The organism is Pseudarthrobacter adonitolis, assembly GCF_055412845.1.
This window is the reverse complement of sequence record NZ_JBVAYW010000031.1, coordinates 1-25,475: the sequence shown is the minus strand read 5'-3', so window position 1 is coordinate 25,475 and position 25,475 is coordinate 1. Positions and strand designations below refer to the sequence as shown.

21 protein-coding genes, 1 tRNA gene and 1 riboswitch are annotated in these 25,475 nt (G+C 64.4%); of the genes, 10 read left to right on the top strand and 12 right to left on the bottom strand.

The window, feature by feature from the left end; translation table 11 throughout:
* Positions 1–179 precede the first annotated feature (179 nt).
* Positions 180–677 carry an SRPBCC domain-containing protein gene (locus ACZYZ4_RS18490; RefSeq protein WP_463863198.1) on the top strand — a complete coding sequence of 166 codons (498 nt, stop codon included), beginning with the start codon at positions 180–182 and terminating at the stop codon, positions 675–677.
* Between the two features lie 59 nt (positions 678–736).
* On the opposite strand, the gene ACZYZ4_RS18485 is transcribed toward ACZYZ4_RS18490, so the two are convergent.
* A complete protein-coding gene (locus tag ACZYZ4_RS18485) occupies positions 737–1,783 on the bottom strand; it encodes a LacI family DNA-binding transcriptional regulator (protein WP_463863197.1) in 1,047 nt (348 codons plus the stop codon).
* Positions 1,783–3,519, bottom strand: a complete 1,737-nt coding sequence (locus ACZYZ4_RS18480) for a glycoside hydrolase family 13 protein (RefSeq protein WP_463863195.1) — start codon at positions 3,517–3,519, stop codon at positions 1,783–1,785. The genes ACZYZ4_RS18485 and ACZYZ4_RS18480 overlap by 1 nt, the downstream gene beginning before the upstream one ends.
* A 196-nt stretch (positions 3,520–3,715) precedes the next feature.
* Between ACZYZ4_RS18480 and ACZYZ4_RS18475 the strand changes: the two genes are divergently transcribed.
* Complete coding sequence (locus ACZYZ4_RS18475; protein WP_463863193.1) at positions 3,716–5,086, top strand: FAD-binding oxidoreductase; 1,371 nt, start codon at positions 3,716–3,718, stop codon at positions 5,084–5,086.
* Between the two features lie 128 nt (positions 5,087–5,214).
* On the opposite strand, the gene ACZYZ4_RS18470 is transcribed toward ACZYZ4_RS18475, so the two are convergent.
* The 4 genes from ACZYZ4_RS18470 to ACZYZ4_RS18455 form a co-directional block, all read right to left on the bottom strand.
* Positions 5,215–6,633 carry a DUF4032 domain-containing protein gene (locus tag ACZYZ4_RS18470; RefSeq protein WP_463863191.1) on the bottom strand — a complete coding sequence of 473 codons (1,419 nt, stop codon included), beginning with the start codon at positions 6,631–6,633 and terminating at the stop codon, positions 5,215–5,217.
* A 172-nt stretch (positions 6,634–6,805) separates the two neighbouring features.
* Complete coding sequence (locus tag ACZYZ4_RS18465) at positions 6,806–7,888, bottom strand: ABC transporter ATP-binding protein (RefSeq protein WP_463863189.1); 1,083 nt, start codon at positions 7,886–7,888, stop codon at positions 6,806–6,808.
* 234 nt (positions 7,889–8,122) lie between these two features.
* Entirely contained in the window at positions 8,123–8,953 is an 831-nt protein-coding gene (otsB, locus tag ACZYZ4_RS18460) for a trehalose-phosphatase (RefSeq protein WP_463863187.1), read from the bottom strand.
* Positions 8,943–10,445, bottom strand: coding sequence for an alpha,alpha-trehalose-phosphate synthase (UDP-forming) (locus ACZYZ4_RS18455; protein WP_463863185.1), 1,503 nt, complete (start codon positions 10,443–10,445; stop codon positions 8,943–8,945). Before ACZYZ4_RS18455 ends, otsB begins: the two co-directional genes overlap by 11 nt.
* A 179-nt stretch (positions 10,446–10,624) precedes the next feature.
* On the opposite strand from ACZYZ4_RS18455, the gene ACZYZ4_RS18450 reads away from it, so the two are divergent.
* From ACZYZ4_RS18450 to ACZYZ4_RS18440, 3 genes are all read left to right on the top strand, one after another.
* Entirely contained in the window at positions 10,625–11,515 is an 891-nt protein-coding gene (locus tag ACZYZ4_RS18450; RefSeq protein ID WP_463863183.1) for a DsbA family protein, read from the top strand.
* Positions 11,516–11,667: 152 nt separating this feature from the next.
* Positions 11,668–11,744 (top strand) — tRNA-Thr (locus ACZYZ4_RS18445).
* An 864-nt stretch (positions 11,745–12,608) separates the two neighbouring features.
* Positions 12,609–13,835: a glycosyl hydrolase gene (locus tag ACZYZ4_RS18440; protein WP_463863181.1), complete on the top strand. Its 1,227-nt coding sequence runs from the start codon at positions 12,609–12,611 to the stop codon at positions 13,833–13,835.
* A 5-nt stretch (positions 13,836–13,840) separates the two neighbouring features.
* Here the strand turns inward: ACZYZ4_RS18440 and ACZYZ4_RS18435 are convergent, their stop codons facing one another.
* Both ACZYZ4_RS18435 and ACZYZ4_RS18430 read right to left on the bottom strand, forming a co-directional pair.
* Positions 13,841–14,002 carry an LPXTG cell wall anchor domain-containing protein gene (locus ACZYZ4_RS18435; RefSeq protein ID WP_463863180.1) on the bottom strand — a complete coding sequence of 54 codons (162 nt, stop codon included), beginning with the start codon at positions 14,000–14,002 and terminating at the stop codon, positions 13,841–13,843.
* Between the two features lie 11 nt (positions 14,003–14,013).
* Positions 14,014–15,204 carry a glycosyltransferase family 2 protein gene (locus tag ACZYZ4_RS18430; RefSeq protein WP_463863179.1) on the bottom strand — a complete coding sequence of 397 codons (1,191 nt, stop codon included), beginning with the start codon at positions 15,202–15,204 and terminating at the stop codon, positions 14,014–14,016.
* Positions 15,205–15,534: 330 nt separating this feature from the next.
* On the opposite strand from ACZYZ4_RS18430, the gene ACZYZ4_RS18425 reads away from it, so the two are divergent.
* Positions 15,535–15,837 (top strand): DUF4193 domain-containing protein, encoded by a 303-nt coding sequence (locus ACZYZ4_RS18425; RefSeq protein ID WP_463863177.1) that lies wholly within the window; start codon positions 15,535–15,537, stop codon positions 15,835–15,837.
* Between the two features lie 236 nt (positions 15,838–16,073).
* Positions 16,074–16,622 (top strand): AMIN-like domain-containing (lipo)protein, encoded by a 549-nt coding sequence (locus ACZYZ4_RS18420; protein ID WP_463863176.1) that lies wholly within the window; start codon positions 16,074–16,076, stop codon positions 16,620–16,622.
* 114 nt (positions 16,623–16,736) lie between these two features.
* Here the strand turns inward: ACZYZ4_RS18420 and ACZYZ4_RS18415 are convergent, their stop codons facing one another.
* From ACZYZ4_RS18415 to ACZYZ4_RS18405, 3 genes are read right to left on the bottom strand one after another with little or no spacing between them, the layout of a single operon-like run.
* On the bottom strand, positions 16,737–18,287 hold the full coding sequence (locus ACZYZ4_RS18415; protein ID WP_463863174.1) for an APC family permease: 1,551 nt from the start codon (positions 18,285–18,287) through the stop codon (positions 16,737–16,739).
* Positions 18,288–18,300: 13 nt separating this feature from the next.
* A complete protein-coding gene (locus ACZYZ4_RS18410) occupies positions 18,301–19,326 on the bottom strand; it encodes an agmatine deiminase family protein (protein ID WP_463863172.1) in 1,026 nt (341 codons plus the stop codon).
* Positions 19,323–20,399 carry a nitrilase-related carbon-nitrogen hydrolase gene (locus tag ACZYZ4_RS18405; protein ID WP_463863170.1) on the bottom strand — a complete coding sequence of 359 codons (1,077 nt, stop codon included), beginning with the start codon at positions 20,397–20,399 and terminating at the stop codon, positions 19,323–19,325. Before ACZYZ4_RS18405 ends, ACZYZ4_RS18410 begins: the two co-directional genes overlap by 4 nt.
* A gap of 213 nt (positions 20,400–20,612) precedes the next feature.
* Between ACZYZ4_RS18405 and ACZYZ4_RS18400 the strand changes: the two genes are divergently transcribed.
* Positions 20,613–21,092 (top strand): Dps family protein, encoded by a 480-nt coding sequence (locus ACZYZ4_RS18400; RefSeq protein WP_463863168.1) that lies wholly within the window; start codon positions 20,613–20,615, stop codon positions 21,090–21,092.
* Between the two features lie 11 nt (positions 21,093–21,103).
* Here the strand turns inward: ACZYZ4_RS18400 and ACZYZ4_RS18395 are convergent, their stop codons facing one another.
* Positions 21,104–22,642 carry an MFS transporter gene (locus ACZYZ4_RS18395; protein ID WP_463863199.1) on the bottom strand — a complete coding sequence of 513 codons (1,539 nt, stop codon included), beginning with the start codon at positions 22,640–22,642 and terminating at the stop codon, positions 21,104–21,106.
* A 115-nt stretch (positions 22,643–22,757) separates the two neighbouring features.
* Here ACZYZ4_RS18395 and ACZYZ4_RS18390 point away from each other — a divergent pair, with 115 nt between their 5' ends.
* Positions 22,758–23,297 carry a TetR/AcrR family transcriptional regulator gene (locus ACZYZ4_RS18390; RefSeq protein ID WP_463863166.1) on the top strand — a complete coding sequence of 180 codons (540 nt, stop codon included), beginning with the start codon at positions 22,758–22,760 and terminating at the stop codon, positions 23,295–23,297.
* A gap of 181 nt (positions 23,298–23,478) precedes the next feature.
* Positions 23,479–23,576: riboswitch (glycine riboswitch) on the top strand.
* Between the two features lie 157 nt (positions 23,577–23,733).
* Positions 23,734–25,475 (top strand): aminomethyl-transferring glycine dehydrogenase (locus ACZYZ4_RS18385; RefSeq protein WP_463863164.1); only part of this gene is annotated, 1,742 nt, incomplete at its 3' end.

The window sequence follows — 25,475 nt, the reverse complement described above, 5'->3', positions numbered from 1 at the left end:
GCGAAAACCGGGCACCCACCCACCCCCGCCGCCGCCGGACACCCCACACGACACGCCCCGCGAAGTGATAGAGCGTCCAGGGGAAGAGGGCAGGACCTGCGAGAGCGTCCGCCGGATACCCGCCGGAAGTGATAGAGCGTCGGCTGGGGGAGCGCGGGAGCCGCGTAGAGTTGACCTCCATGGATAACCTTTTCAGCCACGCGGATGACGCCCGCCCCGACTCTGTTGAGCCCGCAGGGAATCTGGATCCCGTCATCTGCACGGTCACGGTGCCGGGGCCGGTGGCGCAGGCGTTCGCCGGCTTCACGGATCACACGCACTTGTGGTGGCCAATGGATTCACATGGTGTGTACGGGGCAGGATCTTACGTTGAGTTTGAAGAGAACCTCATCGTGGAAACGGCTGACGACGGCAGGACCGCCGTCTGGGGATCCATAGACGACTGGCAGCCGCCCCTTTCTTTCCATGCGTCCTGGCACCCCGGAACCACCGCTCTCTGGTCCACTGAGCTGCGAATCGCCTTCAGGGCGGTGGAGTCCGGGACCGACCTGCGCCTGGTCCACAACGGCTGGGAGGGTGCGGAGGATCCTGCCGCCACGCGTGCCGCCTATGCTGCGGGCTGGCCGAAGGTGCTGGACCGCTTCGTAAGGTTCATGGGCGGGGAAGCCCAGGCCTGACAGCCGGCTCCGAACAGAGCCAGCTTTGACTGGATCCAGCGCGGGACCGAGGGGCCGGGTCAGGCTGGCGGTACAGCCGTGCTGTTCCGGACCAGGAAGTCTGTGGGGTACTCCCGGTCGGTTGCCACCGATGACGGTGACGTGCCCTTGAGAGGCCGCTTCGCGCCGGCGTCGAGCGTTTCCAACAGCATGCGGGCAGCAAGGGCGCCTTGTCCGCGCGCATCCTGGTTGATGGTGGTTAGCCCAAAGACCTCGCCGAGTTCGTGCCCGTCCATGCCGATCACGGAGAGATCCTGCGGCACGCGCAGGCCGAAGTCGCGGGCGGCGAGAATGGCGCCGATGGCCATCTCATCGGAGGCGGCAAAAACTGCAGTGGGCCGACCGGCCGCGGCGGCCAGGAGCTTGCGGGCACTCGCGTAAGCGCCTTGGATGGTGAAGTCCGCTGACACTACCCATTCGGGGCGGACAGCGTGCCCCGCAGCCTGCATTGCTGCCTCGAAGCCGGCCCGGCGTATCCCCGGCAGTTTGAAGTCCTGGTTCAGTTCGGCATCGCCGGTGATGTGTGCGATCCGGGTGTGACCCAGCCCGAGCAGGTGCTCGGTGGCTGTCCGGGCGAGGCGAGCGTCATCAATTCTGATGGTCGAAGCACCGGCCAGGGCGCCGCCGATGCCGACGATCGGACGGTGGATTGCCAGGAGCTGTTTGATTTCAGCCTCGCTCAGGACCAGTGCCACAGCGATGACCGCATCCAGCCGCTTACGGAGCAGGAAGTCGTTCAGGACGCTGCAGCGGCGGTCCGACCGGTCACCCACATTGTACAGAGTGAGGTCGTAGCCGGCGTCGAGCAAAGTGCCGGACACGCCCTCCACCACGGACGAAAAGTACCAGCGGTGGATGGACGGGACCACCAGCCCTACGTTGTGGTTACGGCCTGAGGCCAGGCTGGACGCGTGGTAGGACGGGACGAATCCCAATTCGTCGGCCGCTGCCTTTGCCAGCTGCCGGCTCTTGACCGACACGTTTGCCTTGCCGCTAAGCGCCCGTGACACAGTCGCGATCGACAGCCCGGCGCGGTCGGCAACGTCCTTGATGCCCGCAAGTCCCACTATTCCGCGTCGCCTCCGCCAATCCGCAGCCATGCGGTTTCTCCGGAAGCCAGGAAGTGGGCTGCGCCTGAATCGGAGTCAGCACTGCGGACGAGGACGCTGCCTGCCGGCATTTCCAGGGGTTCGTGGTTGAGGTTCATGAGTACCAGCGTATCGCCGTTCACGTACGCCAGGGACGAACCGCTGCACCAGTCCTCGGCCCAAGCCAGCGACCCGCTGCCCAGACCCAGTTCACGGCGCAGGGCCAGCATGTTCCGGTACAGGGAAAGGTGCGACGACGGCGATGCGGCCTGCGCGTCCCGTGCCAGTTCCGTGAAGCTCGCCGGCAAGGGAAGCCAAGGATCCTGGCCCGAGCCAAAGCCTAGGTGCCGTTCTGCGCTGCGCCAGGGGAGGGGAACCCGGCAGCCGTCGCGGCCCAGCCGGGCGCCTCCGGTGCGCGCGAACGTGGGGTCCTGCCGCAGGTGCTCCGGAATATCGATGCCGTCCGGCAGGCCCAGCTCCTCACCCTGGTACAGGTAGGCGGCGCCGGGCAGTCCCAGCATAAACAATGAGGCGGCGGCTGCACGCCGGCGGCCCAGGGCTGTGTCCGGCTGAGGATCAGCCGGACCGATGCCGTCGCCATCGCGCGGACCGGACCCGTTGTAGCCGAAGCGGCTGGAGTGGCGGACCACGTCGTGGTTGGACAGCACCCATGTGCTGGGGGCTCCCACGGCGTCCAGGGCGGTCAGCGAGTCCGTAATGACACTGCGCAGCCGGTAAACGTCCAGCCCGGCGTGCAGGTAGGGGAAATTGAAGGCCTGATGCATTTCATCGGACCGGACCCAGTCGGCGAGGCGCGGAAGCGGATCCACGTTGGCTTCGGCACACAGAATGCGGTCCGGCCCGTACCCGTCCAGGATCAGGCGCCAGGCCCGGAAGATGTCGTGCAGGGCCGGCTGGCCGAACATCGGAGCCTCGTGGCCGGGGAAGCCGTCCGAGCTGCCACCGTCGGCCCGGCCGCCCCAGGCGGGCAGGCCCGGGGCCTTGACCAAAGCGTGGGCGACGTCCACCCGGAAGCCGGAGACGCCGCGGTCCAGCCAGAAACGGAGCACCCGCTCAAATTCGGCGTGCACGGCCGAATTGTCCCAATTGAAGTCCGGCTGGGACGAATCAAACAGGTGCAGGTACCACTGGTCCGGCTGGCCGTCAGGACCGGTGACCCGGGTCCAGGCCGGGCCGCCGAAGTGGGACTGCCAGTTGTTAGGCGGTTCGTCGCCTTCGGGCCCGGCGCCGTCCCGGAAGATGAACATGTCGCGTTCCGGGCTCCCTGCAGGGGAGGCGAGGGCTGCCTGGAACGCCACGTGCTGGTCCGAGCAGTGGTTGGGAACCAGGTCCACGATGACCCGCAGCCCCAGGCGGTTGGCCTCGGCAATCATGAGGTCGAAGTCGCCCAGGGTGCCGAAGAGCGGATCCACGTCGCAGTAATCGCTGACGTCATAGCCGGCATCGCGCTGCGGCGATTTGTAGAAGGGGGACAACCAGACAGCGTCCACATCCAGCTCGGCCAGCTTCGGAAGTTCCGCAGTAATCCCGGCGAGATCGCCGATGCCGTCACCGTTGAGGTCCCTGAAGGACCGCGGGTACACCTGGTAGATGACGGCCGAGCGCCACCAGCCGGGAGCGTTGTCGGCATCGTGGATAAGGGACAGCCGGCCCATCCGCGGGGCGGTGGCGGTAAGCACTGTATCTACAGACATGGAGGAAAGCTTAGACCCTAACCGGCGGGAAACTGCAAACGTTTCCACCAGAAAATTAGTATGTCTACTCAGAGGTAGGTTAATGACAATCCACCCATGCTGGAAACGTTTACAACAGGTAGTGAGATGGCGGGCCGACGGGAACCACCGCCCTAGACTGGGGGAGGACGACAACGACGACGGAACGGGAGGCTGCGTGGGCAGCTTGGTTGAAGAGCTGGTGGGCGCCCTCGGCGCAGGGCAGGTCAGGACCGAGGAGGAATTGCTCGCGAGGTACGCCGTGGACCAGGCCCCCGTACTGGATTTCCAGCTCCCCGAAGCGGTGGTCTTTGCCAGGTCAGTCACGGACGTGCAGGCCGTAGTCAGGCTGTGTGCGGCCCGCGGCGTCGCCGTTGTGGCCCGCGGAGCGGGAACGGGCGTTTCTGGCGGCGCGCACGCGAGCAGGAACTGCGTAGTCCTGTCCCTGGAACGGATGAACCGCATTCTTGACCTCAACCCGGATGACGAGACCGCCGTCGTCGAACCCGGTGTGGTCAACGCCGCCCTCAACGAGGCCGCCGCAGAGCATGGCCTGATGTACGCGCCGGATCCCGCGAGCTTCCGTTCTTCAACGATCGGCGGCAACGTTGCCACGAATGCCGGGGGACTGCGCTGCGCCAAGTACGGCGTTACCCGGGATTCGGTGCTGGCGTTGGATGTGGTGCTGACCGACGGGTCTCTCATCCACACCGGCCACCAGACGTTCAAAGGCGTTGCGGGCTACGACCTGACGGGGCTGTTTGTTGGTTCCGAGGGCACTCTGGGGATCGTGGTGGGGGCGACCGTCCGGCTCAAGTACCTGCCCCGTGACGTGCACACCATTGCCGCGTTCTACCCGGACTTCAGGCAGGCTGCTGCGGGCGTCCTGGCGGTGGGCCGGGCCCGCGTGCAGCCGGCCATCATGGAACTGCTCGACGGCGGCACGCTTGCCCAGCTGGATGACCTCCACGGCTCCGACCTGATTTCACGCGGCCGTTCGCTGCTCCTGATCCAGACTGACGGGTTCGGGGCAGCGGCGGAGGCCGACGTCGTGCGTTCCGTCCTCGCCGCCGGCGGGGCCACGGTGAGCACGGAATCGACGGCGGAAGCCGAGCAGCTCGTGGAGTTCCGCCGGAACAGCCGGGGCGTGGAAGTGGACGACGAATACCGCGTAGGCGAGGATGTGGCCGTGCCGCGCTCACGCCTGGTGGACTATGTGGCGGCGTTGGAAGACCTCGCGGCAACACACGGCGTGAGCCTGAAGGTGGTGGCGCACGCCGGCGACGGCAACCTGCACCCCCCGTTCTGGATTGACCGCCAGGATCGTGCGGTAGACGCTGACGCCATGGGCCGGCTGAACCTTGCCCTGGATGCCTCGATCGATGCGGCGCTGGAAATGGGCGGCACTATTACCGGGGAGCACGGGATCGGGCAGTACAAACTGCGTTGGTTGGGCCTGGAGCAGGCGGAACCCGTCAGGGAGCTCCAGCGCAGGATCAAGGAACTCTTTGACCCGGCCGGCATCCTGAATCCGGGCAAGGCCATTTAGTGGCCGCCCGCCACGCACCTGGGTAGCAGTAAGTGTCGTATGAGCGCCTCATAACGACACCGACTGCTACCTAGTTGGGGTTGTGTTAACTCAACCGTGCTGCCACCGCGGTCGGCCCCCGGACCCCGTCAGTCGTCGACGTCCGGGTACTCTTCGGTGGATTCGTCGGCACCATAGCGGGACTCCTCGGTTTCCACTTCGAGGATCTTCAGCATTGCCGTGTCCGGGTTGAGCATGATGGCGGCCTCGTCCCGGCGGTGGCGCAGGACGGACTCGATGTAGGACTGCACAGCCTCGGCGAGCGGAATGTGGCGGGCCTGCTCCTCGGACATGTACCAGCGGTGTTCCAGCACCTCGTGGACTGCCTCCGCCGGCTCCAGCTTGCGGGACAGGTCACGGGGGATCGAGCGCACGATCGGTTCGAAGACCTGGCTGACCCAGAGGTGCGCGCTGTATTCCTCGTCCATCCCCGGGTTGTTGTCCGCCCGGAAGGAGTCCATGTCATTGAGCAGGCGGCGTGCCTGGTTTTCCTGGGCATCAAGCCCGGTCAGGCGCAGCAGCCGGCGCATGTGGTGGCCGGCATCCACCACCTTTGGCTGCAGCTGGATGGTGGAACCATTCTGCGTGGTTTTGATGGCATATTCCTCGACGTCGAAACCCAGCTCGTTGAGGCGGCGGATGCGGGCACCCACGCGCCAGCGTTCGCCGAGTTCGAAGGATTCCTTCTCCGTCAACTCGGTCCAGAGGCGCCGGTAGCTCTCCATGATGAGTTCGCTGGTGGCCACCGGGTCCACCTTCTCCTCGATCAGGCCGCCGTCCAGGAGGTCCATCAGCTCACCGGCGATGTTGACCCGGGCAATCTCGAGATCGTACTCACGCTGGCCGGTGGAAAGATCGGGATACAGCTCGCCGGTTTCGGCGTCCACCAGGTAGGCCGCGAACGCGCCCGCGTCACGGCGGAACAGCGTATTGGAGAGCGAGACGTCGCCCCAGTAGAAGCCGATGAGGTGCAGCCGGACCATCAGCAGCGCCTGGGCATCGATGAGCCTGGTCAGGGTGTCCTTGCGCAGCATCTGCGAGAACAGCGCCCGGTAGGGCATGGAGAACTTCAGGTGGCGGGTGACCAGCACGGGGTTCAGCGGCCGCCCTTCCAAGGTGGTCCGGCCCGTGATTACTGCTACCGGGACAACACAAGGGACGTCCAGGCGGGCCAACTTTCGGAGCATGTGGTACTCGTGGCGGGCCACATGTTCGGACGTTTCCTTGATAGCAATGACGGAGCCGCCCAGGTGCGCGAAACGCACGATGTGCCGCGAAATACCGCGGGGCAGCGCTGCCAGGTTCTCAGCAGGCCAATCCTCCAAAGCGATGTGCCAGGGCAGGTCCAGGAGTTCGGGATCCGCGGACGCCGCGGTGATGTTCAGCGAGCTGGAAACGGCAAGGACCTTGTCATCCTTGGCGCTCGCTGCCTCGAACCGCGGCAGTTTGCCGACCTGCGCGTAGTCCGTGGGCTCGTCGTGCCACTGTGCGCTGTTTTCATCGGTCATGGATCAATTCTTTCGTACAGAGGGCGGCTGGCCTAAACATCGGGCTTAAAACGCCGACGGCGGCCCGTCCAGTCAGGAGGGCCGCCGTCGGTTGGTTAGGGCGTCGGTGGATGGGCCCACGCCGGCAGGGTTCCCTGGCCGAAGCGGAGCGAGGTTAGGGCGTCGGTGGGGACTAGTCGCCCAGGCGCAGACCGGTCTTGGTGTCGAACAGGTGCACATGGCCCGACTGCGGACGGACGTAGATGGTCTCGCCCTTCAGCGGGGGGCGGCGGCCGTCGACGCGTGCCACGATGTCGTGGTCCTTGCCGTCCAGCGTCGTGTGGCCGTAGACGTAGGCGTCGGCGCCGAGTTCTTCAACGACGTCGACCTCGACTTGGAGACCCTCACCTTGTGCGGCCTGCTCCAGGTCCTCGGGGCGCGATCCCAAGGTCACGGTGCTGCCGTGGGCCTCTTCGAGGACGTTGCGCGGCACGGGGTAAACCGTTCCGCCGAACTGGACGCCGCCGTCGACCACGGGCAGTTCGAGCAGGTTCATGGCGGGGGAGCCGATGAAGCCGGCAACGAAGACGTTCTTGGGCTTGTCGTAGAGGTTGCGCGGGGTGTCAACCTGCATCAGCAGGCCGTCCTTCAGCACAGCCACGCGGTCACCCATAGTCATGGCCTCGACCTGGTCGTGGGTGACGTAAACGGTGGTGACGCCGAGGCGGCGGGTCAGGGATGCGATCTGCGTACGCGTCTGGACACGGAGCTTGGCGTCCAGGTTGGAAAGCGGCTCATCCATGAGGAACACCTGCGGGTTACGCACGATGGCGCGGCCCATGGCAACACGCTGGCGCTGGCCGCCGGAGAGTGCCTTCGGCTTGCGATCCAGGTACGGCTCGAGGTCAAGAAGCTTGGCGGCTTCACGGACACGCTCGGCGCGCTCTTCCTTGGAAACGCCGGCGATCTTCAGCGCGAAGCCCATGTTGTCCGCAACCGTCATATGCGGGTACAGCGCGTAGTTCTGGAAAACCATCGCGATGTCGCGGTCCTTCGGCGGAACATCGGTGACATCGCGGTCGCCGATAAGAATCCGGCCGGCGTTGACGTCCTCAAGGCCTGCGAGCATGCGCAGGGAGGTGGACTTACCGCAACCGGAGGGTCCAACGAGGACCAAGAATTCGCCATCGGCGATTTCAATGTTGAGCTTGTCAACAGCGGGCTTCTCTGTGCCCGGGTACAGACGCGTAGCGTTATCAAAAGTAACTGTAGCCACAGTTATCAATCCCTTCACCGGCAGGTACGTGCCGGACGATCCGTAGTGAATGGTTCATGTAATTCAGTTATCCACGGCATTACAGCCGTGTACTCCCCGGCCGAAGCCGAGGAGTATCACGTGACGCCGCACGGTTCCTGTGCGCCACATCACAACCAAGAGTATGTCAGACGAATGGCGTATTGGCACCAATGTTACGGAGGTCACATGTGAGGTTGGACATGTTTGGGAGGCTCAGTCCGTGCCGGGCTCTTCTTCGGCCACCACCAGGCTCCGTTCCTGCAGGAGTGCTTCGAGCAGTTCTGCGACGTGGGCCGGCATTTCCACCCGGAACTCGGCCTGGGTGAAGTCCAAGCCAACCTTGACGCCCACATCGCCGGATTCCAGGCGTGCCAGGGCATCCTCGTCCGTAACGTCGTCGCCTGCGAAGAGGACAGCGGTGGCCCCCGTGATCTGGCGCAGGAACGTCAGGCCCTCACCTTTGGAGGCGTTGACCACCGATGTTTCCAGGACCCGCTTGCCGTTCTTCAGGAAAACGCCCTTGCGGTCCTGGAGAACTGAACGGGCCGCAGCCACCGCGTCTTCGGCTACATCGTCCGTGGCCAGCCGGGTATGCAGGACTACGCCTGCGGGTTTGTCTTCGAGCAGCGTGCCCGGTGCCTGCTCAACAATCTCTTCGAGGACACTGCGGACTTCGGCCAGCAGCAGGCGCTGGGCCTCGTCCAGTGTCAGCTCCGTGGAGCCGGGGCCCAGCCACGCCTCGGCGCCATGGCTACCGATCAGCAGCGTGTCCACCGGTGGCGAGGCGACCGCACGCAGGCTGGCGAGGGCCCGTCCTGAGATGAGTGCCGTCGTCGTGCGCGGAAGGGCGGCGAGCCCGGCGAAAGCGGCGGCCGAGCGCGGAAGCGGGCGGGCCTCGTCCGCGCGGTCAACAAGCGGGGAAATGGTGCCGTCGAAGTCCATGGCCACCAGCAGGTGTTCCGTCTGGGCGATGCGACGGGCAGCCTGCCGGAGTTCGGGGGACAAGGCGAGCGGGCCTTTGGCGGGGAGGGCGTCAGGAGTCATCGCGAACAACTTTCTCGTTCAGGGCGGCCAGGAAGTCAGCTGACCAGTGGTCGACGTCGTGCTCCAGGATCTGCTTGCGCATGGACCGCATGCGGCGGGCGGCGTCTTTGGGAGGCAAATTGACGGCCCGCATGATGGTGTCCTTGAGGCCGTCGATGTCGTGCGGGTTCATCAGCAGCGCCTGCTTGAGCTGGTCCGCGGCGCCGGCGAACTCGCTGAGGACCAGGGCGCCGTCGTTGTCCTTGCGGGCAGTGACGTATTCCTTCGCCACGAGGTTCATGCCGTCCCGGAGCGCGGTCACCAGCATGACGTCGGCGGCCAGGTACAGAGCCACCATTTCCTCCACGGGGTAGCTGTGGTGCAGGTAGCGGACGGCGGTGTTCTGGATGGTGTCGTAGGTTCCATTGATGTGGCCGACGGTGCCTTCGATTTCCTCGCGCAGGAGGCGGTACTGCTCAACCCGTTCGCGGCTGGGGCTGGCAACCTGGATCAGTGTTGCGTCGCCGACCGTCAGCTTGCCTTCGTTCAGGAGTTCTTCGAAGGCTTTGAGCCGGTGCCGGATGCCCTTGGTGTAATCGAGCCGGTCCACGCCCAGGAGGATGGTCTTGGGGTTGCCGAGGTCCTGGCGGATCTGGCGTGCACGCTCGATGATCTCGGGGTTGTGGGCCAGTTCGCTGATCTGGGCCACGTCGATGGAGATGGGGAAGGCCTGGGCCCTGGCGATGTGCGTGATTTCGCCGTCTTGACCCTTCACATGCACCTGCTGCTGTTTAACGCTGGCGCCCAGGAACCGCCGGGCTGAGCGCATGAAGTTTCCAGCGTCGCTGGGGCGCTGGAAGCCCACCAGGTCTGCGCCCATCAGACCGTCGATGATGGCCTGCCGCCACGGCAGCTGCGCGAAGATTTCCGGCGGGGGGAAGGGGATGTGGTTGAAGAAACCGATCCGAAGGTCCGGCCGCGCTTCGCGCAGCAGCCGCGGCACCAGCTGCAGCTGGTAGTCCTGGACCCACACCGTGGCGCCCTGGCCGGCATGGCGTACGACGGCGTCGGCGAACCTTTGGTTGACCTTGCGGTAGGCGTCCCACCAGGTCCGGTGGAACTCCGGCGGGGCGATGACGTCGTGGTACAGCGGCCATAGGGTGGCGTTGGAGAAACCTTCGTAGTAGAGCTCAACGTCGTCGTTGCTCAGCTGCACAGGGACCAGGTCCATGCCTCCGTGGCTGAAGGGCTCGACGGTTTCGTCCGAGGCGCCGTGCCAACCCACCCACGCGCCGTCGGTCTTGGTCATCATGGGAGCGAGGGCAGTCACTAGACCGCCTGGGGAGCGGCGCCAGCCGGAGCCGTCGTCGCCGCTCTCACCTGGCGCGCAGCGGTCAACAGGCAGCCTGTTGGACACAACCATGAAGTCGTACGTGGCGACCGTGCTGTGGCTGCGCGCGGCGGCGCCGGTAGCAGGTACAGGTGTTGGTTTTTCTTGGACGGGTGTTTGCATTGCGGCCCCCTGGGGTTGCTTGTGCCTTTAGGCCACCTTAATAGGATGGAATCTTCGGGGCCATTCGTCCGTTGGTTATTCGGGCTAAATACTTGAAAGCGCAAGCTCTCAGGTTTGTCCCCTAAAATGGTGGAGTCGCCACAGAGTGGTCCCCCTATGTCGATCGACCCAAGGAACACATGAGCCCCGCAAATGAAATACGCAAGTCCAAGACTGAGCGAACCTCCGAGGCGCGCGAGAAGGCACGCCTGATCCGTGAGGCGCAGCTGAAGAAGGACAAGCGCAACAAGCTGCTTATCGGCTGGGGCATTGTGGTGGCTGTGGTGGCCATCCTTGCGGTTGTGGCGCTTGTGGTGACCACAACGATGCGGCAGAACGCCCCGATCGCTGACCAGGGTCCGACGCCGGCCAACGGAAACGTCAACGGTGGCATTACCTTGTTGGCCAATACCGACGTCACGAAGCTGGAACCGGCCACCGTTGACGCCGCCTCCGTGGGGGAGCGCCCGGAAACCGCGCCGGCTGAAGTGGTTGCCCCCGGTGCCGAAGCTGAGGCTGGCAAACCCGTCAAGGTGGTTCTGTATGTTGACTTCATCTGCCCGGTTTGCAAAAACTTCGAGACACAGTATAACGAACAGCTGACGGCGCTGCGCAACGAGGGCAAGATCTCGGTGGAATATCGGGCCCTCGGGTTCCTGGACAACCGGTCATCCACGAACTACTCCTCCCGTGCAGCCAACGCCGCCGCCTGTGTTGTGAATGAGTCCCCGGAAAAGTACGCGGAGTTTGTGGACTCGCTGTTCGCCAACCAGCCTGCCGAAGGCAGCGCCGGTCTTTCTGACGACGAGCTCAAGACCATGGCCACGGACATCGGCGCCAAGAACATTGACGCCTGCATCGACGAGAAGACCTACCGTCCGTTCGTGAAGTTCACAACCAAGCAGGCCGCCGCCATCGGCGTCACCGGCACGCCCACAGTGTTTGTGGACGGCCAGCAGTGGGGCAAGGGTGCCAGCGCGCAGACCCCGTTCCCGGACTTCCTGCAGGCCGCGATCACCGCGAAGGGCTAGGTCCTTCCACTCAGAGGACCTGCTTCCGGATCGATTCCGGAAGCAGGTCCTTTCTTTTTCCTCCGGTTCGCCCTCGCCGGCGTTTTTACGAGCGGGCGGACTTTGGGCTAACCTTATCTAGCGCCGTTGCGGCGCACGCTCCACGAGGGCGCGCCTCCTTAGCTCAGTTGGCCAGAGCACCGCTCTTGTAAAGCGGGGGTCGTCGGTTCGAATCCGACAGGAGGCTCCACTTTGTGGCCCTGACCTGCGGTTTTAGTCTCGACGCTAAGGGCCTTTGCACTTAAGTACTGTGGACTCACCCTTTTCGGTATTGGGCTTGGGGTTGGGTTTAGCTTGTGCTGGAGGTTCCGTTCGAGCGTTGGCTGCATCGAAAACGCTAAGAACCGCCCTCGTGTCGATGGCCTCCTTGTGTTCCTCGACGTAGTGTTTGCGAGTCATGTGCACCTTGGAATGTCCGGCTTGGTATGCGGCCGTTTCGGCCCCCAACGTCCATGCAATGAGTGTCGCGTTGGCCTGGGAACCTGCAGGCAGGGCATCCCCAGTGGGGGCTGACATCTCAACCCTGCCGCAGTCTTGAGCCCGAAAACCAGCAAAACACAACATATATACAAAGCTGAGCGTTAATGCGCCGTTTTACGGCTATTTGAGAAGTCTCGGATGCCGCGTATCGGCAGAGTCTAAGAAGTTGTTCATACATCTCTTGCGGGTTGATTTCTTTACCGCGAGCCGCGAGCCGCGAGTACTTGGGACATCGGGGGTGTGGTCGCGGAGTCTGGCCCGGCGCCATGGATCCTCACCTCACCCCGCTCACGACACCCGAGAATATTGACGCAGCTGTGGACAAGACACCTGCACCTCGACGCCAGGTCAGTAACGGCTTCGACCGGGCGTCGAGGTGCGTGCGGTACCGGCCACTAGGCCACGGAGGAAGCGCTGGATGCCAGGATCCACCAGAGCCGCGATTTCCTTTCAAAAATTATTCGAAAAAATCCGGTCTGGTCGGCGCCGAGCCCTTAGGATCAGGAAGGTGCCGGTAGGCACCACCTGACCGGCGGATTTCCACCCGCCTTGCCGATTGCGGGGACCGATCACCATGCTCAGAACTTTTAAATCTATCGCGGCAGCGGTCGGCCTGGGTCTGGCTTTGGGACTGATGCCAGCCCAGGCAGCCCAGGCAGCGCCTGTCACAGGCCGGATTTCCCTCAGCCCGGCCACTGGACTGGCAGGATCCGCCGTCACAGTCAGCGGAACGGGGTTTAAAGCCTCCACCACGGGGACGGTGATCGCCGGTGCCACGACTTATCCCTTCAAAACGGCGCCCTCGGGTGCTTTCAGTACCGCGATCACCATCCCTTCCGCAGCCAAGGGATCGTTGACCATCACGGCCAAGACCTCCTCTATCCAGGCCTCGTCCGTGTTCACAGTGACCTCACCGGTCGAGACGCTCCCTCCGGTCAGCACGGCCGCGCTTCGGTTCGGGGTCGCCACGGCCGGCGGCCCGCTGGCCAGCGGCGAACTGGATGAAGTGGCGCAACTGGCCGGGGAAAGCCCGTCCACCATTCTCTTCTACAAGGACTTCCTCCAGGCGCCACCCATCTCCGAGATGAACTCCGTCCGGGCACGAGGCGCCGTCCCGCTTATTACCTGGGAACCTTGGGCCTGGGGCGGTGGAACGGAACAGCCGGCCTACTCCCTGGACCGAATTGCCGCCGGCGACTTCGACGCCCACATCACGCAGTGGGGCCAGGCACTTACTGCCTGGGGCCAGCCGGTCCAGCTCAGATTCGCCCACGAGATGAACGGAAACTGGTACCCGTGGGCCGAAGGCGTCAACGGCAATCAGCCCGGCGACTACGTAAATGCCTGGCGCCATGTTCACGACATTGTTGCTGCCACCGGTGCCGGCAACGTGTCGTGGGTCTGGAGCCCGAATGTTCCCTATTACGGTTCCACCGATCTCTCCGGCCTCTTTCCCGGCGTCGGATATGTGGATGTTGTAGCCCTCGACGGGTACAACTGGGGCACCTCCGCCTCATGGAGCGGCTGGATATCGCCGCAGGATCTTTTCGCTCCGGGAATAGCCCAGTTGCGTGCTCTGGCACCCGGAGTTCCCATCCTGATCAGCGAGACGGCTTCCAGCGAAGCGGGAGGCGACAAGGCTGCCTGGAACACTGAGCTCGTGTCTTATCTGGCGGCCCAGCCCGATGTCGTGGGCTTTGTGTGGTTCCACCTCCAGAAAGAAGCCGACTGGCGCATCAACAGCAGCGCCACCTCAGCCTCAGCGTTCAAGTCCGCATTGCAGGCGCGTCGGACTCCCTGACTCGGTCAGGGGCGCGCCTTATTGCCCCGGCGGACCAGCCCCAGCAGGGCCATACCGATGAGCATCACGCCAAACGCGGTCAGTAGGGCGGCCATGACGTCCAGGCCTGTGTAGGCCAGTCCGGTTGCGCCCAGAGCGGCTCCGGAAGCGGGTAAAGCGGTATTCATTCCGTACATTGTTAGTTGATTTCCTCTGCTGTGTATTGCGCTTCCCAGCGGTCTATCCGCCGCCGGGTGATCTTTGCGGTCAGGACTGCGCCCCAGGAGGCCAGGAACCACCCGGACCGCAGCCACATAAACAATTCCTGCGGGAAGAACGTGGCTGCCATCAGGACGTCCTTCCAGTCACGGTGGGGAATCCGAAGGGCCCGTTTGATGTCCAGCACCACGAACAGGATCGGTACCAGCCACCAGAACAGGACGAAGCGAAACACTCCCAACGAGAGTGAGAGGACAATGACTGCGATCCAGAGCAGCTTCAGGAATACGCCCAGCAGACCCATGGCCTGCTGGCCCCAGTCGCGCAGGGTCAGCCGGTTGATTCCCAGGTCCAGCAGGTCTTCCACGGTGCCGACCTGCCATTTCATCCTCTGGCCCCACAGTGCTTTGACTGTCTTCATCGAGTCGGTATAAGCGCGGACATCCGGGGATACCTGGCAGACAAAGCCCAGTTCGCGGATGCGGTAGGTCAGTTCGAAGTCCTCGACCTGCGAGGTGTAAACCCACGGCCCTTCACGGTCGTCCCGGGCCGCGATCTGCCGGAGGACGGCGTTATTGATGGCGCAGCCGGTTCCTGCCAGAACGCTGGTCCGGCCCCGCCGCAGGGCCGTATCGGTCCACGTGGCGAATTCAGCCTTCTGCAGCCGACTCAGAAATCCGGGGTCCTGCATCGTGAATTTCGACGACGAGCCACCGATGAGCGCGCCACTTTCGGCGCTGAACTCCCGGCACCAGGCTTCGACGGCGTTCGGCGGCAGGACCGTATCCGCGTCGAGGCAGATGACCACGTCGGCGTCGTAGGCGTACTTTGCCCAGGCCCGGTTCAGCGCTTCGGATTTGCGGTGTTGCAATCGTGGAAGCTCCATGGTGGTCACCGGATACCTCCGCGCCTCCCAGGCCGTTGAATCGGTGCAGCCGTTGGGGATGACCACGACGAGGTCCGCGGGACGGGACTGGAGCATCAGGCCATCGAGGGTTGCCCCGATCGAGCTGGCCTCGTTGTAAGCGGGCACCAGCACGACCACGCGCAGGCCAAGTGATGCTGGGGTAGCCTCGGCCGCATCGGATGCGACGCGGGCCGCCCGCCGGGTGGGATGAACGATGGACGAGCGCGTCACGCCGGCCGGGGGCAGGGACAGTGCGGCATCCACGGCGGGCTCCTCTGGTGGGTTCGCAGACCCCGGTGGCCCGCGAACCCATCCTGCAGGCGCCTTCTCAGATTTCGCCCCCGGATACCGTCAAGGTTGCATCAATACGGTTCCGGGGCGGCCTGGACAGGGCCAACACCAATGCCCCAAGTGCCATTCGGCGTAATCCGCGAAACGTGCTTGCCGCTAAAAGCATTAACCTCGTCTGCAGAGGGCGAAGCGACGAAATCTGTCTGGTTGGCCACACTGTTGCCCAAGTGGCGGCATAATGACCTAAACTGCTTCACTGAGGTGCCTGAAATGGTGCCGTGCAGCGACGAAAGTGAACATGCCATGGCTACCGATTACGACGCTCCACGCAAGACTGACGACGAGGCTTCTGCCGAGTCGCTGGAGGCCCTGCAGGCATCCCGCAGCGGCAATGCCCAGACCGCAGTCATCGACATCGACGAGACGGACACCGCGGAAGGCATCGACCTCCCCGGAGCCGATCTCTCCGGCGAAGAGCTGACCGTCATTGTGGTTCCCGAACAGTCCGATGAGTTCACCTGCTCATCCTGCTTTCTGGTCCGCCACCGGTCCCAGGTTGCACGCGAAAAGAACGGCATGAAGTACTGCATCGAGTGCGAAGGCTGAACGCCCGACGGCGGCACTCTGGTGAGGCGCGCCGGCGTCGTTATTATGCATAACGGCAGGGTGCAGAAACGGCCTTAATTGTGTTTCGATGGCCCCGCTAAGTGCTTCAGAATTACGCCCGCGTGACCGGAACCAAGGCCGACTAACGGTTCCGTGCCGAAGCGGCAACAACCCTGTTGAGAGGCCCAGGAGACTCCTACGCTTGAGCTACCTAATCACTCGAAGGGTGGCCCACAATGAAAAAGATTCATACGTGGCTGACAGTCATTTTGATGGCTGTTGGATTGGGTTTCCTGGCTCCGGGGCCCGCCTCGGCAACCACATCGTATTGCGGGCTCGTATGGGGATCGCTGGCTGAATCAGACCCGGCCATGAGCACCGCATCCGTCACCAACGTCAGGACGGGGCAGCACCACTGCTTCGACCGGATGGTGGTTGATCTCAACGGCCCTGTGGCCGGCTACACGGTCCAGTACGTTCCGACCGTGGTCCAGGACGGTTCAGGTTTTGACATCCCGCTGCTCGGCTCGGCATTCCTCCAGGTAACTGTGAACGCGCCGTCCTACGACAGCAACGGCAACGTCACGTACAGCCCGGCGGCAAAGGCCGAACTGTCCGACGTGTCGGGATACCAGACCTTCCGGCAGGTTGCCTACGCGGGCAGCTTTGAAGGCTACACCAGCATCGGCGTGGGCGTTCGTGCCCGGCTCCCGTTCCGGGTGTTCACCCTGGACGGCCCCGGATCCGGATCGCGCATGGTGGTGGACGTAGCGCACTTCTGGTGACCGGCGGTTCGCTGCTGAACAGCTGTTGAGACAAGATCAGGAAACCAAAGAACGGCGCCTTGCTCCGGAGACTTTCCGGGCAGGGCGCCGTTCTGTGTGCTGTGGGCGGAGCAACTACTCCGGCGCCACCAAGGCGGGAGTGTCGCGCCGGATGGTCTCGCCCCGGAAGAACCCGGGGCGAAGGCGGGCCATGATCACCATGAACACGGCACCGAGCGCCAGGATCCCGATGCCCAGGACAAACACCAGCCCAACACCGAAGACCTCTGAGCCGCTGCCGAACTCCGGAGCCCAGCTGTCCACGGCCGTCTGCAGGAAGACCACGAACAAGCCGACGCCTCCCAGCAACGGGCACAGGAGCCGCAGTACGAAGTTACGGATGCTGCTGAAGACGCTGTTCCGGAAGTACCAGGCGCACGCGATGGCGGTGAGGCCGTAGTAGAAGCAGATCATCAGGCCGAGTGCCAGGATGGTGTCGTTCAGGACGTTCTCGCTGATCACGTGCATCACCGCATAGAAACCTGCGGACAGGACCCCGGCCGCCACGGTGGCGAAGCCCGGCGTCGAGAAGCGCTTACTCAGGTGGCTGAACGGCTTGGGCAGTGCGCCGTAGTGTGCCATGGCCAGCAGGCTGCGTGACGGCGACGTGAACGTGGACTGCAGCGATGCGGCGGAACTGGACAGCACAGCGAGCGACATCAAGATGGCGAACGGACCCATAATCGGCGAAGCCAGCGCCGTGAAGAGGTTCTCGTGGTTCTCAGCGTTGTTCAGCCCGACCCCGGTGTCTCCGACGCCGGCGAACATCATGGTGGCGATGCTCACCAGCAGGTAGATCCCCAGGACAACAATGGCGGTGAGCGTGCCGGCGAGCCCTGCGGTCTTTTTGCCGTTGGCGGTTTCCTCGTTCACCGTCAGGCACACGTCCCAACCCCAGTAGACAAAAATCGACAGCGAGATGCCGGCAGCGATCTGCCCGAACGTCTCGATCTTGGTGACGTCGAACCACTCCCAGCTGAAGGGGATGGCCGTTTCCGACGTCGACCAGTTCGCGAACGCCATGCCGACGAACAGTCCCAGGACCAGCAGTTGGAATCCGACGAGTCCGTACTGGACCAGCTTGGTGGTATGCAGGCCGCGGTAGCTCACCCACACGGCGAGGGCCACGAAAACGAAGCACGTCAGGACGTTCAACGGCTTATTGGCCGCGAGGTCCGCGAGTTCAGGCGCTCCCGTCAGCTGTGAAAGGAAGAGATAGAAGAAGTCCACTGCCACGCCCGCCAGGTTGGACAGGACGATGATGTTGGCGGCGAGAAGTCCCCAGCCGCCCATCCAGCCAACCCACGGGCCAAAGGCCTTGGTGACCCAGGTGAAAGTGGTGCCGCTGTCCGGGGAGTCGGCGTTGAGCTCCCGGTAGGCGAGGGACACCAGGATCATGGGGATAAAACCGATCAGGAAGATCACCGGCAGCTGGAGTCCGGCTTCATTGATTGTGGGGCCCAGGGCACTGGTCAACGTGTACGCCGGTGCGATGGTGGAGATGCCCAGGACCACAACTGCCAGGAGGCCTAGCTGCCCGCCCTTGAGGCCCTTGGCCGTGATGCCGTGCGCCGAGCCGGTGGCGTCTGTACCGGCGGGCATGCTCTTGCGGGTGGTTTGCGTCATTGTCCAGCGCTTTCTACGAGGCAGCAGGCTGCTGTTGGGTGATGCAGTGGATACCGCCGCCGCGGGCGAAGAGCTCCCGCGCGTCGATGCCGACGACACGCCGGCCGGGGTAGGCCTCTGCCAAGATCTGCAGCGCCTTGTCATCGTTGGGGTCCGCGAACGTACACGCGATAACGCCGCCGTTGACCACCACATGGTTGATGTAGCTGTAGTCCACAAAACCTTCGTCATCCCACAGCGTTTCCGGGGCGGGGACTTCGATGATGTTCCACTCCCGTCCGGCCGCGTCCCTCGTGGTGCGGAGGTGCTCGATAATGTCGCGGCTCACTTGGAAGTCCGGATGGCGGGGGTCCTGCTGGGAATGCACCAGAAGTGTGCCGGGGGAGGGAATGGCGGCCACGATGTCTACGTGACCGCGCGTACCGAACCGTTCCGAGTCCCTTGCCAGTCCGCGGGGGAGCCAGACCACCTGTGTTGCGCCGATGGTCCGGGCCAGTTCGGCTTCCACGTCGGCCCGGTCAAGTCCCGGGTTGCGGCCCGGATCAAGCTGCACGGTTTCGGTCACCAGCACGGTTCCCTGGCCGTCCACCTGGATGCCGCCGCCCTCGTTGACCAGCGCGGACACAATGTGCGTGGCGCCGGAGCGGCCTGACACTTCGCCGGCGATCAGCGCGTCCTTGTCCCAGCGCGCCCAGTCCTGGGCGCCCCAACCGTTGAAGACCCAGTCGACGGCGCCGAGGCTTCCGTCCTGGCCGAGCACAAATGTGGGGCCGATGTCCCGCATCCACGCGTCGTTGAGCGGGGCGGTGAGTACCTCGACGTCCGGGTGGAGATAGCGGGCGGCGATGCCGACGTCGTCGGGGTCCACCACGACGGTGACCGGCTCAAATTCGACGGCGGCGTTGGCCACTGCTGCCCAGGTGGACCGGGCAGCGTGGGCATCTTCCTCCGTCTCGCCCAGCGTGTAGCCGCCAGTGGGAAAGGCCATCCACAGCCGCTCCTGCGGAGCGGTTTCGGCGGGCATGCGCCACGTGCTCATGCGGTCACCTGCTGAAGGTTGATTGAGCTTGTCGAATTCCCGAGCCCAGCCTCTTCGCCGCCGAGCGGTTGGTCGCGGCGTACCGGCTCCGTGAGCCGGCCGTAGGTATCGGGACGGCGCGTGGACAGGAAGGGGAAGAGCGTCAGCCAGTCCCGCCGCTGGTCCAGGTCGAGGTCTGCCACGAGCACTGCGGAGGCGTCACGCGGGGCCTGCACCAGGACGCGGCCGTACGGATCGGAGATGAAGGAGGAGCCGTAGAAGTTCAGCGTTCCTTCATCGCCCCAGCGGTTGGGGGCAACCATGAACAGGCCGTTGGCGATGCCGTTGCCGACAATCACCTGCTGCCACAGCGGCTGGGTGTCGAAATCCGGGTGGTCCGGCTCTGAGCCGATCGCGGTGGGGTAGACCAGGATCTCTGCGCCGCCGAGGGAGTAGAGCCGGGCTACCTCCGGGAACCATTCGTCCCAGCAGGTGGGCATGCCCAGCCGGGCGCCGCCCAGTTCAGCCGGCGCGTGGACCTCGTAGGCATCCGCGGCCGCCGGCCCCTGGCGGAAGTACTTGTCTTCGTAGTAGCCGGCGGTAACCGGAATGTGTAGCTTGTGCGTGCGGGCGAGCAGGTCACCCTCGGACGACACCAGGATGGCTGTGTTCAGCCCCAGACCGTCGTCGCTGCCATCCGGGTTCTCCGCCTGCTGGTACAGCGAGGCATGGACAGCCACCCCGTGGCGGCGGGCCGACTCGGCAGCAAACCGGAAGGTGGGCCCGGTGAGCAGGTCCTCAGCGATATCCGACGGCCGGGGCCGGACCGCGCCGGGTTGCTCCGATCCGTGCCGGGGGACGTCATTCTCAGGGCGCGTGTCTGCCGGGTAGCGGGAGAGGGTCAGTTCGGGCAGGAACACAACCGACGCACCGAGCCGGGCGGCCCGGCCGATTCCTTCATCGAGTTCAGACTGCAGGACGGCAGTGTCTGCATGCCAGCGGTGCTGTACGACGCCCACCCGAAGGGCAGGGCGGACGGACGGCGTTGTCCGGGCCAGTGAGGTGGGTGAGTCGAGGCAGGAAATTTCAATCATGTGCTTACTTCCAGTGAGACGACCGTCACTAAATGAATGACGTTCATTTAGTATGGACGACGAACAGCTTTCGCGCAATGGTTTCAATGAATTCCATTCATTTATGACGCTCCGGCCGGATTAGTAAGCTCACTGAGAAATTTGTTTTCGGCCTGCCGCGATCGATCCTATGGCTGATAGCGTCGGGACTACTGGACCAATCGAGGAGGATTCATGAAAGCTTCACCGACCCTGACCAACAATCTGCAGGCCGTACTCGCGGACCTGATTGAGCTGCACATCCAGGGCAAGCAGGCCCACTGGAACATTGTGGGGACCAACTTCCGGGACCTTCACCTGCAGCTGGACGAAATCGTGGATGCCGCCCGGCAGTTCGCGGACGATATGGCCGAGCGGATGCGCGCCCTGCATGCCCTGCCGGACGGCCGCAGCGCCACCGTGGCAAAATCCACCAGCCTGGCCCACTTCCCCGAAGGCCTCATCAACACGAAGGACGCCATCGAGCGGATCGTTGCTGCGCTTGAGGCCGCAGTGGGCACCATGCGCAAGGTCCATGACGAAGTGGACGAAGAGGACCCCACCACCGCGGACCTGCTCCACGAATTCATTGCCAAGCTGGAGCAGTACGCGTGGATGGTGAACGCCGAGACCATGAAGGCCTCCGCCAGCGTCACATCCCCTGACGCCAAGTAGGCCCGGCAGTCCTAGTCCGCCGTCGGAACCTTCCGGAGTACGACGGCGGCAAGGACTGCCACGCTCGCCATCAGTGCCAGCGCAATTGCCGCAGTGGTGTGGACACCCGAATTGAACGCGTGGCGCGCTGCGCCGCGGAGCGCTTCGGCCAGGGGGGCAGGCAGGCTGGCGGCCAGTTCCACGGCGCCCGCCAAAGTTTCGCCGGCCTGGTGCATGGCAGTGCCGGACGCCGTTTCTTCCACCCCGGCCGGCAGCCGGAGATTGCGCTGGTAGGAAGCGGTCAGGATGGAGCCGAGCACCGCTGTCCCCAGCAGGGACCCCACCTCATACCCCGTTTCCGAGATGGCGGCCGCGGCGCCTGACTTCTCCGCTGGAACGGAGCCCAGGATGAGGTCATTGGAAATGGTTTCCGCTGTGCCCACGCCTAGGGCGAGGATAAGCAGCGCGGCCAGGAGGAGGGCCGGGCCGGAGCCGTGATCACCAAAGACGACGATTCCGTAGCCGGTGGCGCTCAGGGCCAGGCCACCCGCCACCACAAAGCCCGGCCGCACTTTCCGGACCAGCGGCACCACTGCCAGCCCGGCCAACACTGTGGCCACCAAAGCCGGGATCATGGCTATTCCGGCAGCCGACGGCGTCATCCCGTCCAGGAGCTGCAGGTGCTGGGCGAGGAACAGGATGAAGCCGTTGAAGGAGAACAGGGCCAGCACATTTGCCGTGATGGCAGTGCTGAAGACCCGGTTGCCGAACAGGGACATGTCCAGCAGGGGGCTGGCCAGCCGCCGCTGGCGGCGGACAAAGACGACGCCCATGGCCAGGCCAAAGGCAACGAGCCCCACCGGAGCGGCTCCGAAACCTTCGGTTGCCAGTTCCTTGACGCCATACACAACGGGCACCATAACCAGCAGGGACAGGGCGATGCTGGGCACGTCCACCACTCCGGGCCGCGGATCTTTTGATTCCGGGATGAACGCCGGGCCGAATGCCAGCAGGGGCAGCATGATGGGCACAGCGACAAGCAGGATGGCGCCCCACCAGAACTGCTCCACCAGCCAGCCCCCAAAGATGGGACCCAGGGCGGCGCCGCCGGAGAAGCCGGCTGCCCAGATGGCCACGGCCAGCCGACGCCGGTTTGGGTCCGGAAAAATGTTGCGGATCAGCGACAGGGTTGAGGGCATCAGCATGGCGCCGAAGAACCCCAGCATCGCCCGTCCCGCTATCAGCCACTCCGCGCTGGGGGCGAAGGCTGTTGCTGCTGAGACCGCGGCGAATCCAACGCTGCCGGTCAGCAGCAGCCGGCGGCGCCCGATCCGGTCACCTAGGCTGCCCATGGCAACCAGCAAACCGGCAAGCACCAGGGGATAGGCGTCCACAATCCACAGCAAATGGACTCCGGTGGTTTCCAGGCTGCTCGCGATGGCCGGAAGCGCAAACGTCAACGCCGTGTTGTCCACAGCAACCAGGAGCACCGGAAACATCAGCAGGGCCAGCGCGAGCCAGTCGCGCCAGGGCGCCTTCGCAGGCCCTGACGGCCGGAGACCGGCTGCCATGGTGGATGTGCTTTGGGTGTTCTGGTTGGACTGTGCGGACAATGTCATATCGATAACTATACCGTCCAGACGGTACAGTTAAGAAACGAGGCCCGGAACATGCATGATTGAAGCCATGGCCAGAAATCCCGTCGCACGCGATGCAGTCCTTGACGCTTTTGAAGAACTCCTGATCGATGTGGGGGAGCGTGCTGCCACGTTGGACGCGGTGGCCAGGCGGGCCGGCGTGTCCAAGGGCGGATTGCTCTACCATTTCCCCAACAAGGAGGCGCTGATCGCTGCGGTCCTGGAACGGTTGGATCGCTTGGCCGTCGAGGATCTCGCACTGATGGCCGCAGCAGCCGAAGGTGCGGCGGCCTACTTCATCCGTTCCTCGCTCTGGTCCGATTCGCCGATGGACCGCTCCTTTGTGGCCGCCACGCGACTGGCCGAAGTGGCCCATGAAGAGGCCCGGCGCCGCTTTGCCGCGATCCAGCAGCAGTGGTTGGACCTGATCGCAGCCGACGTCGGCCCGGCCATGGCGAAAGCAGTGCTGTACATGGGGGACGGGCTGTATTTCAACGCCATGTGGGAAAGCGGCACCACCGGTTACGGCCGGGGCAGGCATGCAGACATTGAGGAGCTCCTTGCTGCCGTGGAGCGGCTGCGGGGCTGATTCTGCTCCATCATTCGGAGGGTCCCCGGTGCGGCCCGCGTGTATCCGGACGCGCTGGAGCGTCACACCGGAATGATTGCGCAGAATCCAACGACCTCATTTGCCCGGTGGCCCGGGGCGTAGGAGAATTGGACCTCGTGGCGGCAAAACTGCGGCCGGCACAACAATCTGAATATGCCTTTGATCTGCGGCGGGAGAGTTCTGCCGGTACGTTCAGCAGGCGCCGTAGGAGCAAATCCTCTCCGGGAATCTCTCAGGCCCACGTACCGCCGCGGTTAGGCAACTCTGGAAAGCAGTCCGGCAACGGGCTCACCGACGGTGCAAGCGTCGCCTGCGTAAAGCAGGTGGGCGCGGAAACTCTCAGGTCCAATACAGAGCGGGGAGGAACCCGAATCGATGTGGCGTACCCTGCGCCGCCTTAGTAATGGAGTTCCCTGTGAGTGTTAATTCGGCCTCGGCCACTTTCGTTGACCGGCATATTGGTGCCCGCCGCCAGTCCGATATCGACTCCATGCTCAAGGCCGTCGGCTACGGCACTGTGGACGCGCTGGTGGATACTGCCGTCCCCAACGGCATCAGGCAGGATGTGGCCCTCCGCCTCAAGGACGCCCTGAGTGAGGTTGAGGTCCTTGCGGAGCTGCGGGAGCTGGCGGCGAAGAACAAGACCGCTGTGCAGATGATCGGGCAGGGCTATTACGACACTGTGACGCCCGCGGTCATCCGCCGGAACATCCTTGAGGCCCCGGCCTGGTACACGGCTTACACGCCGTATCAGCCGGAGATTTCCCAGGGCCGGCTGGAGGCGCTGCTGAACTTCCAGACCATGGTCCAGGACCTGGTGGGACTGCCGATCGCGAATGCGTCGCTGCTGGACGAAGCGACGGCCGTCGCCGAGGCCGTCCTGATGATGCGCCGGGCAAATAAGTCCGTAGGACAAAACGCCTCCGCCCGGGACGGCAAGACGGTCCTGGATGCTGACTGCCTGCCGCAGACCATCGCGATCGTGACGGGCCGCGCCGAGGCGCTCGGTTTCGAGGTGGAGGTCGCGGACCTCTCCAAGGGCCTGCCTGAGGGCGCTATCAATGGCATCGTGCTGCAGCAGCCGGGTGTGTCCGGCCGGGTCTTCAACCACGCCGAGGTGATTGCTGCCGCGAAGGAGCGCGGCGCGCTGGTCACGGTCGCTGCGGACCTGTTGGCGTTGACGCTGATCACCCCTCCCGGGGAGCAGGGCGCTGATATCGCCGTCGGCTCCACCCAGCGTTTCGGTGTGCCGTTGTTCTTCGGCGGACCGCACGCCGCGTACATGGCGGTGGCGAAGGGCCTGGAGCGGTCCATGCCCGGCCGGCTCGTGGGTGTGTCCAAGGACGACGCCGGTGTCCCCGCGTACCGTCTGGCGCTGCAGACCCGTGAGCAGCACATCCGCCGTGAGAAGGCCACGTCCAACATCTGCACCGCGCAGGCGCTGCTGGCCATCGTCTCTTCGTTCTACGCCGTCTACCACGGCCCCGACGGCCTCAAGGCCATCGCCGAGGCCACGCACGGCCACGCTGTAACCATCGCCGCATCCCTGAAGGCGGCCGGCCTGGACGTACTGCACACAAGCTTCTTTGATACCGTCACGGTTTCCGTGCCCGGCAAGGCTGCCGCGATTGTTGCCGCCGCGGAAGCCAAGGGCATCAACCTGCGCCACATCGATGGCGACACCGTGGGCCTCTCTGCCGATGAAACCACAACCCGGGCCATCGTCGCCGGTGTGCTGGAAGTCTTTGCTGCCGTATCGGTCGAGATGACGGAAGAGTTCGCGCTGGATGCCGCCCTCGAACGTTCCTCCGAGTACCTGCAGCACCCGGTGTTCAACACGCACCGTTCCGAGACCCAGCTGCTGCGCTACATCCGCAGGCTCAGTGACCGGGACCTGGCCCTGGACCGGACCATGATCCCGTTGGGTTCGTGCACCATGAAGCTGAACGCCACCGCGGAGATGGAAGCCATTTCCTGGCCGGAATTCGCCTCCATCCACCCGTTCGCCCCGGAGTCCCAGACCGTGGGCTGGCGCGAGCTCGTCGGCGGGCTGGAAGCTGATCTCGCGGAAATCACCGGTTACGATCAGGTGTCCCTGCAGCCGAACGCGGGTTCCCAGGGTGAGCTCGCGGGCCTGCTGGCCATCCGCGGCTACCA